Annotated in this window: 11 protein-coding genes; 6 read left to right on the forward strand and 5 right to left on the reverse strand. The window is 66.2% G+C overall.

The annotated features are described in order from the left end of the window. Window positions 1-16: 16 nt before the first annotated feature. Window positions 17-1,048 carry an Rv2578c family radical SAM protein gene (locus tag ACTIAO_RS11685; RefSeq protein WP_441906399.1) on the reverse strand — a complete coding sequence of 344 codons (1,032 nt, stop codon included), beginning with the start codon at window positions 1,046-1,048 and terminating at the stop codon, window positions 17-19. 103 nt (window positions 1,049-1,151) lie between these two features. Between ACTIAO_RS11685 and ACTIAO_RS11690 the strand changes: the two genes are divergently transcribed. The 4 genes from ACTIAO_RS11690 to ACTIAO_RS11705 all read left to right on the forward strand — a co-directional run bounded on the left by ACTIAO_RS11690 (window position 1,152) and on the right by ACTIAO_RS11705 (window position 4,056). Next, complete coding sequence (locus ACTIAO_RS11690; protein ID WP_441906400.1) at window positions 1,152-2,078, forward strand: M15 family metallopeptidase; 927 nt, start codon at window positions 1,152-1,154, stop codon at window positions 2,076-2,078. 181 nt (window positions 2,079-2,259) lie between these two features. Continuing rightward, window positions 2,260-3,423, forward strand: coding sequence for an acyl-CoA dehydrogenase family protein (locus ACTIAO_RS11695; RefSeq protein ID WP_441906401.1), 1,164 nt, complete (start codon window positions 2,260-2,262; stop codon window positions 3,421-3,423). A 52-nt stretch (window positions 3,424-3,475) separates the two neighbouring features. Beyond that, window positions 3,476-3,697, forward strand: a complete 222-nt coding sequence (locus ACTIAO_RS11700) for a ribbon-helix-helix domain-containing protein (protein WP_441906402.1) — start codon at window positions 3,476-3,478, stop codon at window positions 3,695-3,697. Beyond that, a complete protein-coding gene (locus ACTIAO_RS11705) occupies window positions 3,694-4,056 on the forward strand; it encodes a type II toxin-antitoxin system PemK/MazF family toxin (protein WP_441906403.1) in 363 nt (120 codons plus the stop codon). The genes ACTIAO_RS11700 and ACTIAO_RS11705 overlap by 4 nt, the downstream gene beginning before the upstream one ends. 21 nt (window positions 4,057-4,077) lie before the next feature. Here the strand turns inward: ACTIAO_RS11705 and ACTIAO_RS11710 are convergent, their stop codons facing one another. From ACTIAO_RS11710 to ACTIAO_RS11720, 3 genes are all read right to left on the reverse strand, one after another. After that, on the reverse strand, window positions 4,078-4,905 hold the full coding sequence (locus ACTIAO_RS11710; RefSeq protein WP_441906404.1) for an energy-coupling factor transporter transmembrane component T family protein: 828 nt from the start codon (window positions 4,903-4,905) through the stop codon (window positions 4,078-4,080). After that, the gene (locus ACTIAO_RS11715; RefSeq protein ID WP_441906405.1) at window positions 4,902-6,719 is read right to left on the reverse strand and encodes an ABC transporter ATP-binding protein; all 1,818 of its coding nucleotides are present in this window, start codon (window positions 6,717-6,719) and stop codon (window positions 4,902-4,904) included. Before ACTIAO_RS11715 ends, ACTIAO_RS11710 begins: the two co-directional genes overlap by 4 nt. An 89-nt stretch (window positions 6,720-6,808) precedes the next feature. Continuing rightward, window positions 6,809-7,351, reverse strand: coding sequence for an ECF transporter S component (locus ACTIAO_RS11720; RefSeq protein WP_441906406.1), 543 nt, complete (start codon window positions 7,349-7,351; stop codon window positions 6,809-6,811). Window positions 7,352-7,576: 225 nt separating this feature from the next. Here ACTIAO_RS11720 and ACTIAO_RS11725 point away from each other — a divergent pair, with 225 nt between their 5' ends. Then, a complete protein-coding gene (locus tag ACTIAO_RS11725; RefSeq protein WP_441906407.1) occupies window positions 7,577-7,831 on the forward strand; it encodes a hypothetical protein in 255 nt (84 codons plus the stop codon). 14 nt (window positions 7,832-7,845) lie between these two features. Here ACTIAO_RS11725 and ACTIAO_RS11730 read toward each other — a convergent pair whose 3' ends face one another. Further along, window positions 7,846-8,151, reverse strand: coding sequence for a GNAT family N-acetyltransferase (locus tag ACTIAO_RS11730; protein WP_441906408.1), 306 nt, complete (start codon window positions 8,149-8,151; stop codon window positions 7,846-7,848). Between the two features lie 68 nt (window positions 8,152-8,219). On the opposite strand from ACTIAO_RS11730, the gene recQ reads away from it, so the two are divergent. Further along, on the forward strand, window positions 8,220-10,226 hold the full coding sequence (gene recQ, locus ACTIAO_RS11735) for a DNA helicase RecQ (protein WP_441906409.1): 2,007 nt from the start codon (window positions 8,220-8,222) through the stop codon (window positions 10,224-10,226). Window positions 10,227-10,252 lie beyond the last annotated feature (26 nt).

Consider the following 10,252-nt stretch of genomic DNA (forward strand, 5'->3'; position numbering starts at 1 on the left):
CTCAGAACAGCGTCGTTCAGAACAGCGTCGGGGCGGGAGCAGCCGCAACCGCTGCTGAGGGGAGTCGTGGCGCGGGCACCCCAGCGTCCGAGTGTCGTGCCTCCAGGCCGTATGCGCGAATGAGCGGTCTCACTCGCCGCGCGAGCCACTGACGGTACTCCTTCGGCGCATTCGCCGCTGCCCCCGGATACAGCACGCGATAGGACGACATCAGCTCGGGATGTTCGCGCTGGAGCCACTGCATGAACCAGCTCTTCACTCCGGTCCGCAGGTGGAGGGCGCCGTAGATCACGTGATCCGCACCGGCGCTCGCGATCTTCTGCAGTGCCGTATCGATGGCGGCGACCGAGTCGGTGAGGTGAGGCAAGACCGGCATCAAGAAGACGCTGACGCGGAATCCCGCGTTCGTCAGCGCCCGGACCGTGTCGAGGCGTGCTTGGGTGCTCGGCGTGCCCGGCTCGATCGAATGCTGAAGCTCGTCGTCGTACATGGCGATCGACATCGAGATGTCGATGGGGACGGATGCTGCGGCATCCACGAGCAAGGGGACATCGCGGCGGATCAGCGTTCCCTTGGTGAGGATCGATATCGGCGTACCGGATTCGGTCAGGGCGCGGACGATGTCCGGCATGAGCCGGTAGCGGCCCTCTGCGCGCTGATAAGGGTCGGTGTTGGTGCCCAGTGCGACCATCTCATGTCGCCAGCTGCCACGACGCAGTTCTTTCTGCAGCACCTCGGCGACGTTCGTCTTCACGACGATCTGGGAGTCGAAGTCTGCACCGCCATCGAGATCGAGGTACTGGTGGGTTCCTCGCGCGAAGCAGTAGAGACAGGCATGACTGCATCCGCGGTAGGGGTTGATCGTCCAGCTGAACGGCATCCGCGAGCCGGCCGGAACGCGATTGAGCGCCGACTTCGCCAGCACCTCGTGAAAGGTCATTCCGGCGAATTCTGGCGTCGTCACTGTTCTCACGATGCCGCTGCGATTCTCGAGACCGGGGAGTGCCTCAGCATCCGTCTCGTCGAGAGCCTGTCCCTGCCAGCGCATGCACTTATTCGAACAAAGAATCGACATTAAGTCAACTAATCATGCGAAATATGTTCGAAGGTGGATGAAGGGAGCACTGGTTCGTTAAGAGAGAATGGAATCCATGAGAGGCGCCATGCACCCCCGGCACGCGTCCCCCCGTTCACGCGTGCTGACGATCGCTCTGCCGATCGGCCTCGCGGTGACGGCGCTCGGGGCGATGTGGGCCATGACAGAGGTGACGCCGACGGCGGATGCTGTGGCTCCGCCCCTCCCGGCTGTGGCCGCGCAACTGCCCAGCGTGGAGTTCGCCTCTGTCGCACCGGCCGATCCGTGCGGAGAGCCGGCAGTGGTCGACGCGCTGGCAGCGGGCGACGACGAGGCGGTGATCGCCGCGTTCGGAGGCGGAGCGGACTTCCGGGACGCGATCGTGGCTGGCAGCGCTCCATGCATCTCTCTGGCAGATCCCGCGCGTCGATGGGTGGTCGTGAACAAGACCCACCCGCTCGCGCCCGAGGACTACGAGCCGTCGCAGATGACGGAGGCGCCGGTTCAGACGACGACAGCGTCACGATTGATCCGAACGGATACCGCGGCCGCTCTCGGGGACATGGCTGAGGCGCTGAACGCATCCGGTTCGGGTGTGCTCGGAATGAACAACGCGTACCGCTCGTACGGGCTGCAGGTGTCGAACTATTCCGGTCAGGTGAGCGCGGCCGGGCAGGCTGAGGCAGATCTCGGATCGGCGCGTCCGGGGTTCAGTGAGCACCAGACCGGTCTCGCTGTCGACGTCGTGGCTTGCGACAGTGGATGCGGTGGAATCGACGCGTTCGGCGCCACGGCTGAGAGCGAATGGGTCGCCGCGCACGCGTGGGAGTACGGCTTCATCGTCCGCTACGAAGCCGACGCGACCGGCACCACGGGGTACGAGCCGGAGCCCTGGCATCTCCGCTACGTCGGACCGGAGCTCGCCAGCGCGTATCACGAAGGCGGCTACCACACACTCGAGGAGTTCTTCGCTCTGCCAGCAGCTCCCGACTACGCGCACTGAATCGCGCATCCGGGCGTCCGGACGTCCGGATCTGTGGCATCCCACAAATGCGGTACTCAGTCTCACGCATCGCGGGATGCATTCTCACAATGCCCTGTCGTTGCATCCGATCCCCGGCATAGACTCAGCGGAGCAACGGTGCCTGACACGTTCGGCGCCAGAATACGTTCGGGAGGACGGCATGGAACGCGACATCTACGACGAGGACCACGAGGCATTCCGCGATCTGGTCAAGGACTTCGTCAAGCGACACGTGAGCACCGAGAGCATCGAGAAGTGGGATGCTGCGGGCGAGATCGACCGCGACACGATGCGTGCTGCGGGCGAGGCAGGGCTCATCGGGCTCTCGGTCCCGGAGGAGTTCGGCGGCGCCGGCATGCTGCAGGACTACCGCTTCCGCGCGATCGTCAACGAAGAGGTCATCGCCTCGGGTGCGGGGTCGCTGGCGGGTGCCTTCGGAATACAGGACGATCTTGCCGTGCCGTACCTCGTGCACATGGGCACGCAGGCTCAGAAAGAGAAGTGGCTGCCGCGCATGGCCACCGGTGAGGTGCTCGGTGCGCTCGCCATGACCGACCCGGGCGCGGGCTCCGACCTCCGCGGCATCAAGACCAACGCGAAGAAGGTCGACGGCGGGTACATCCTCAACGGCGCGAAGACATTCATCTCGTCCGGCACCACCGCCGACATCGTCGTCACATTCGTGAAGACCGGTGAAGGCAACCGTCCCGACGCGTTCAGCCTGCTGATCCTTGAGAAGGGGATGGAGGGCTTCGACCAGGGCAAGAAGCTCAGCAAGATGGGCTTCCACGGATGGGACACCGCAGAGCTCAGCTTCACGGACGTGTTCGTTCCCGAAGAGAACCTGATCAGCGGCAAGGAGGGTCAGGGCTTCATCCAGCTGATGATGAACCTGCCGCTCGAGCGTCTGTCGATCGGTGTTGCTGCTGCTGCCGCCGCTCAGGCCGCGGTGGACTGGACGGTCACCTACACCAAGGACCGTGAGGCGTTCGGCGAGCGCATCGCGGATTTCCAGAACACGCGCTTCCGTCTGGCGGACATGGTTACGACCACCGAGGCGATGTGGGCCTACGTCGACCGTGCGATGCTGGCCTACCGCGACAAGAAGCTCACCGCTGAGGATGCGGCCAAGGTCAAGTTCTGGGCGACGGAGCGCGAGTGGGAGGTGCTCGACATCGGCGTGCAGCTGCATGGCGGTTACGGCTACATCATGGAGTACCCGATCGCCCGCGCCTTCACGGACGCCCGCGTGCACCGCATCTACGGCGGCACGAACGAGATCATGCGCGACCTCGTCGGTCGTCAGATCGTCGGCAAGCGCTGACGCACACGCTGCTCCGGTAGCAAAACTGATGCTACCGGAGTAGCATCCCGTTATGGGAAGTACGAAGATCAGCCTCAGCTTGAGCGACGAAGATCTCGCGTTTCTCGAGACCGAGGCCCTGACGGGTCGCTATGCGTCGCGCTCCGCCGCGATCCAGGATGCGGTGCGTCTGCTGCGCGAGAGTCGCTTGACTGACGCCTACGCCGAGGCACTCGCTGAGGGGTATGACGACGACTGGGATCTCGCGACGAACGACGGAATCGCATCTGCATGACGGTCAGTCTGTTGCGCCGCAGTCAGATCGTCCTCGTGTCGTTCGACCCCACCGTCGGCTCGGAATCTCGCAAGACGCGCCCGGCCGTGGTCGTCAGCAACAACGCGGCGAATGGTGTGGCGAGCCGGAGCACTCACGCCACGATCACTGTGGTTCCGGTGACGTCGAACGTCTCCCGAGTGCTGCCGTTTCAGGTGCTCCTCACCGCGGCAGCGACGGGTCTGGAACGCGATTCGAAGGCTCAGGCCGAGCAGGTCCGTACAATTCCCGTGGCGCGTGTCGTCCGCCCTGTCGGCTGGGTTCCCGCCGAGCTCATGGGGGCGATCGACGACGCCCTGCGGGTGCACCTGGCGTTGTGATCGGGCGCGCCGTGTACGTGCTCACTTCCAGGGGAAGGTGAGTGCGAAGATCACCGCGGATGCCGCGATGAACAAGGCGATGAACACCGTGTCGCGGACGCGGAAGGGCACCAGGTGCCGCTCTGTGCGCGTCGGGTGGGCGCCGAAGGCGCGAGCATCCATAGCAAGGGCGACGCGCTCCGCATGCCGGATCGCACTGGCGAGCAGGGGCACGATGTAGCCCCAGCCGCGTGCGATCGCGGCGAACGGTCCGCGGCCACGGTGGTGTCCGCGCACACGATGGGCCGCACGGATCACACTGAGTTCGTAGCCGAATCGCGGCACGAACCGGTAGGCCGCGAGGGCGGTGTACCCGATTCGGTAGGGGACGCGAAGCTGCTGGATGCCGGCTCGGACCAGATCGGGGCCGGTCATCGTGAGACCGGCGATGAGGGCGAGGGCGAGGATCGCTGCGATCCTCAGCGCGCTAGCGTATCCGATCTGGAGGGCTCCGGTGGACAGCGTCCATCCGCCGATCTGCAGGAAGGGCGCGGTGTCGTCGACACTGGCAGCATCCACCCAGATCGAGAACCCGAATCCAATGACGAGGACGCCGAGCGGCACCGCGAGGAACAGCAGTGCGGCGATGCGCGGCGTGATGCGTGTGCCGGCGAGGATCAGGGCGTAGGAGAGCGCGATGAAGCACAGCGGTGTCGTCATGTCGCGGACGAACACCAGCAGCACGATGGCGGGCAGAACGGCGGCGATCTTCGCCAACGGATTGAGATGGTTCAGGAATCGCCAGGCGGATGCTGGCAGTTCTGGCGCGAACGGGTCGATCGTCTTGGTGGGCGAGGTGATCGTGGTCATCGCGCCACCTCGGTGAGGATGCCGCGCAGCGCGGGGTCCAGCGCACGGTGCAGAACGGGCAATCGAAGCCCCGCCGATTCGAACAGTCCTGCCGTGGCGAACAGCTCCGCGGTGGGGCCGGATGCGTGCACACTGCCCTCATTGAGGATCACGGTATGCGTGGCGTGGTCGGCGACCAGCTGCAGGTCATGCGTGACGATGATGATCGTCGTTCCCGCCGCGCGGAGATCGGCGAGGAGGTGGAGGAGCTCGTCGGCGCGAGCGCGATCCTGGCCGAAAGTCGGCTCATCGAGTGCAAGCACGCGGGGGCGGGTGATGAGCGCTGTGCCGACAGAGAGTCGCCGCTTCTCGCCGCCGGACAGCAGGAACGGATGGACGTCGGCCTTGTGCTCGAGCCCGAACCGCACCAGCATCTCGTTCACGCGCTCCGAGATCTCGGCATCTGCAATCTTCGATCCCTGAGCCTGTCGAACCGATCCCTGAGCCTGTCGAAGGGTCAGCCCGTGCGCGAGCTCGTCGAAGACGGTGTGTGCGATGAACTGATGCTCGGGGTTCTGGAACACGAACCCGATGCGTGCGGCGAGATCGCGGGGTGATGCTCGCGCCGGATCCAGCCCGTCGACCTCGACCTGGTTCTTCGGCGGTGGCACGACGCCGGCGAGCGCCTGGATGAGCGTGGTCTTCCCGGCGCCGTTCGCGCCGACGATCGCCGTGAGCGAGCCGGACTCGATGTCGAGCTCGATGCCGTGCAGGATCTCTGTGCGTCCGCGTTTCACGGTGAGGTTTTGGGCTCTGACGATGGGGGGAAGCGATTTCGACTCGCCTTCGGCTCGCTCAATCCGTTTCGACTCGCTTCGCTCGCTCAACGACCCGCGGGGGGAGCCGCTCAACGACCCGCGGGGGGACTCGCTCAACGACCGGCGGGGGGAGTCAGAGCCGGCCCCTGAGCCTGTCGAAGGGGCCAGCGCCTCCGCCAGTTCCTCGGGCGTCAACGGGAGCGGCGCGTCTGCCGGCAGGATGCCGCGATCGCGCAGCATCCGCCCCGCCAGGGTCGCAGCGGGCAGCCACACGCCCATCGCGACCAGTTCATCGGTGTGCCCGCGCAGCACTTCATCGGCCGGGCCGTCAAAGACGAGCCGGCCCTGTTGATCGAGGACGAGCACGCGGGTCGCGAAGCGCATCGCGGCATCCAGATTGTGTTCGACGAGGATGATCGAACGATCGCCGGACGCCACGAGTTCGGCCAGAGCGTCGTAGACATCGTCGATGCCCTGCGGGTCCAGGTTCGCGGTCGGCTCGTCGAGCACGATCAGCGGGGATCCCATCGCCAGTGCGCAGGCGATCGCGAGGCGTTGCCGGCCTCCGCCGGAGAGGCGGTCCGGGTTCCAGTCCTGGCGATCCCACAGGCCGACCTGGCGCAGCGCCTGCTCGGCCCGCCCGAGCACTTCGTCGACCGGGAGCAGCAGGTTCTCCAGCGCGAACGCGACCTCGTCCAGCAGCGTGCCGGTGACGATCTGCGCATCCGGGTCCTGGAAGACCATCGCGATGTCGGCGCTGAGCTCGGCGACGGGAGTGCTCACGGTGTCGTGGCCGTTGACTTCGATGCTGCCGGACACCTCTGCGGGAACCGACTGCGGGATGAGTCCGTTCAGGGCGAGCGTGAGCGTCGATTTTCCCGAGCCGCTCGGGCCGAGCACGAGCACGACTTCACCGGGCTGCACATCGAAACTCACGTCCACCGGCGACGGGCGCGTCGATCCCGCGTGCGTCAGCGAGAGCCCGCGCACACGGAGCAGGGGCGCAGACGAGGGCATGCTTCCAGGTTAGCTGAGCCTTACCTGAATCGAAACCGCGCAGGAATCGAAACTGTGCAGCAGTCGGAAGGGGACCGGAACGGCGGAACTCAGCCGCGGATGACGCCCGCGCGCCGGAGGGCGCTGCCGATGGCGAGGCCGACCACGGTCCAGGCGACCGGTCCCGCGACGAACAGGGCGCCGAAGCCGATCCCGCCCCAGAACGGAAGGCTCGAGACGTCGAAGGCGAACCATAGCGGCACGGCGATCACGAGGCCGGTGATCGCGGAGGAGAGCAGGAACCGCCAGGGTTCCCAGTGTCGATAGCGGGTGAGTGCCGAGACCCCCTCTTGCACACCGCCGAACACGACGGCCGCGAGGAGGTACCGCCCGGCCATGGCGGGGACGAAGGCCAGCCCGATGAGGGCGGCGATCGCGTGCGTGATGAGGGCAACCCACGGTGCGCGCAGGACCTGCTGCGCGATCACGCCGGGGAGGACGTGGAAGCCCAGTACGAGGCCGTAAAGGGGGATCGCACCGGCCGCCGCGAGGATGTGCAGACCTGCCCAGCCGGCGGAGACGAGACCCGTGGCGACGCCGATGGCGGCACAGATCAGCAGCACGCGGGTCGACAGCACACGGGTTCTCGGCACCAGGTCAGCTTACTGCCCGAAGGTCGCTGATCATCTGGCGATTCGGCCAATGGTGGCGAGCCCGTGCGGCCGTTAGGTTGATCGATTGTGTGGCGATGAAGCCTCACGACCCAACCAACGGAGCAGACAGATGAGTCTTTCCCCCTCCGGTTGACAGTCGGCGTCACCCTCGCCGCACTGCTCATCGGAACCCCGGCAACCGTAAGCTTTGCAGGCGTCGAGGGGGTGACAAATCCCGCGCCCGTCGAGGGGACGCCAGGGCACTACATCGTCGTCATGAAGGCAGATCCGCTCGCCACCTATGAGGGCGACACGCAGAATCTGCGGCGCACGAAGCCCGATCCGGGCCAGCCGCTCGACCCAGTCGTCGAGCAGCGCACCTTGGAGAACGAGGGAATCCTCGATCTCCTGGAGGGTGCGGCGGGTCGTTGCCATGCATCCAGAATGGAACAGATATTCGATAGACGCAAGCAAAAATAAGAAACTATCTCGTATTAATTACCCGGTAGCTCCGGCCAGCGGATCTTCGCGCCCTCGACGTCGTTGCGCTTCAGGTAGCGCGCGATGTACGGGCAGTACGGCACGATCGAGGCACCCGTTGCCGTGGCATCCGCCAGAGCCTGGCCGGCGAGAATCGGCGCCAGGCCTTTGCCCTGGAATGCCGGGTCGACCTCGGTGTGCGTGAACAGGATCTCTCCGTCGCGCTCCTTGTACTCGGCGAATCCGGCCAGGACGTCGCCGACGTGGATCTCGTAGCGCGACGTCTCGGCGTTGCGGGTGACAGTGGGCTCATCGGTCATGGCTGCTCCCTTGCTCTTATCCCCACCCTACGGCGACTCATGTCGGTGCGGGTCGTTACGCTGGGGGGATGCCGCAGATGACCCGTGACCCGTACGAGGATCTGCCGTGGGACGACACCCCGCCGCCCGAGGAGATGGACTGGGAGCCGCAGGGCTCTGATTACGAGCCGCCGCTCGACTGGGGGCCGGGTCCGTCGACGCCTGTCGAGGCGCCAGCATCCGCATCGCGTATGGCGACACCGTCGCGCTACGCGACTGCTCGCGAAGCGCTCCACACGGTTTTCGGATACGACGCGTTCCGCGGCGATCAGGAGGCGATCGTCGATCAGGTGATCGGCGGCGGGGATGCTGTCGTGCTGATGCCCACCGGCGGAGGAAAGAGCGTCACCTATCAGGTTCCCGCGCTCGTCCGCGAGGGGACCGGGCTCGTCATCAGCCCTCTCATCGCTCTCATGCATGACCAGGTCGATGCGCTGCGTGCCAACGGCGTGAACGCCGCGTATCTGAACTCGACGCAGGCTGCGTCAGAGCGCGCCGAGGTCGAGCGCGCGTACCTCGCCGGTGAGCTCGACCTCATCTATGTCGCACCAGAGCGGCTGTCGTCGCCGGCGACGACTCGACTGCTGCAGCGCGGCATCCTCAGCGTTATCGCGATCGATGAGGCGCACTGCGTATCGCAGTGGGGCCACGATTTCCGTCCCGACTACCTCGCCCTCGGAGATCTCGGCGAGCGGTTCCCCGGCGTGCCGCGCATGGCGCTCACCGCGACGGCGACGCGCGCCACGCACAAGGAGCTCACTGAGCGCCTGCAACTCGATCGAGCCCAGCATTTCGTCGCGAGCTTCGACCGACCCAACATCCAGTACCGGATCGTGCCGAAGGTCGACCCGCGCAAGCAGCTGGTCTCGTTCATCTCGACCCTTCGACAGGCTCAGGGATCGGATACCCCGCCGGCCGGCATCGTTTACGCTCTCAGCCGCAAGTCGGTCGAGCAGACGGCGACCTATCTCGCCGCCCAGGGGCTCGATGCCCTGCCGTACCACGCGGGTCTTCCCGCTGAGGTGCGAGCGGCGAACCAGTCCCGGTTCCTGCGCGAAGACGGCGTCGTCATGGTCGCGACCATCGCGTTCGGCATGGGCATCGACAAGCCCGATGTCCGCTTCGTCGCGCATATCGATCTGCCGAAGTCGGTCGAGGGGTACTACCAGGAGACGGGTCGCGCCGGCCGTGACGGCGAGCCGGCGGTGGCGTGGATGGCGTACGGGCTCGGCGACGTCGTGCAGCAGCGACGCATGATCGACCAGAGCCCCGGCGATCGCACGTTCAAGATGCGGCTCGGACAGCACCTCGATGCCATGCTCGGGCTGTGCGAGACGGTCGAGTGCCGCCGGCAGAACCTGCTGAACTACTTCGGTCAGGCATCCGACCCGTGCGGCAACTGCGACACCTGCCTGGAGAAGCCCGAGACCTTCGACGGGCTCGTGCCCGCGCAGAAGCTGCTGTCGACGATCGTGCGGCTGAAGCGGGAGCGCAACCAGGCGTTCGGCGCCGGGCACCTCATCGACATCCTCCGCGGTTCCTCGAACGATCGCATCCGTCAGCAGAAGCACGATGGTCTCGCAACGTACGGGATCGGGGCCGACCTCTCCGATCAGGACTGGCGCAGCGTCGTGCGGCAGCTGCTCGCCCGCGGTGTCCTCGTCGCACAGGGCGACTACGGAACCCTTGCGCCCGGCGACGCTGCGGCCGGCGTGCTCAAGGGCGAGACTCCCGTGCCCCTCCGCAAAGACACGATGGGGCGGGTCAGCGCGAGTCGCGCACGCAAGACGTCGGCCGCATCGGATGCTGTCGCCGAGGGCGACCGCTCGCTCTTCGAAGCCCTGCGGGTCTGGCGTGCTGAGACCGCGAAAGAGATCGGAAAGCCCGCGTACATCGTGTTCGGCGATGCGACCCTGCGTGCGCTCGCCGAGGTGCGTCCGGCATCCGTGGGTGATCTGGACGGCATCACCGGCATCGGCGAGAAGAAGCGCGAGGCGTATGGGGATGCTGTGATCGCGGTGGTCGCCGCGAACTGAGTGGTCGCCGCGAACTGAGTGGTCGC

The organism is Microbacterium sp. (assembly GCF_052099035.1).
GTDB lineage: Bacteria > Actinomycetota > Actinomycetes > Actinomycetales > Microbacteriaceae > Microbacterium.

Excerpts from the sequence above, each read along its gene's own strand:
- ACTIAO_RS11685 (WP_441906399.1), bottom strand. The coding sequence starts at position 1,048 with ATGCGCTGGCAGGGACAGGCTCTCGACGAGACGGATGCTGAGGCACTC.
- ACTIAO_RS11690 (WP_441906400.1), top strand. The coding sequence starts at position 1,152 with ATGAGAGGCGCCATGCACCCCCGGCACGCGTCCCCCCGTTCACGCGTG.
- ACTIAO_RS11695 (WP_441906401.1), top strand. The coding sequence starts at position 2,260 with ATGGAACGCGACATCTACGACGAGGACCACGAGGCATTCCGCGATCTG.
- ACTIAO_RS11700 (WP_441906402.1), top strand. The coding sequence starts at position 3,476 with ATGGGAAGTACGAAGATCAGCCTCAGCTTGAGCGACGAAGATCTCGCG.
- ACTIAO_RS11705 (WP_441906403.1), top strand. The coding sequence starts at position 3,694 with ATGACGGTCAGTCTGTTGCGCCGCAGTCAGATCGTCCTCGTGTCGTTC.
- ACTIAO_RS11710 (WP_441906404.1), bottom strand. The coding sequence starts at position 4,905 with ATGACCACGATCACCTCGCCCACCAAGACGATCGACCCGTTCGCGCCA.
- ACTIAO_RS11715 (WP_441906405.1), bottom strand. The coding sequence starts at position 6,719 with ATGCCCTCGTCTGCGCCCCTGCTCCGTGTGCGCGGGCTCTCGCTGACG.
- ACTIAO_RS11730 (WP_441906408.1), bottom strand. The coding sequence starts at position 8,151 with ATGACCGATGAGCCCACTGTCACCCGCAACGCCGAGACGTCGCGCTAC.
- recQ (WP_441906409.1), top strand. The coding sequence starts at position 8,220 with ATGCCGCAGATGACCCGTGACCCGTACGAGGATCTGCCGTGGGACGAC.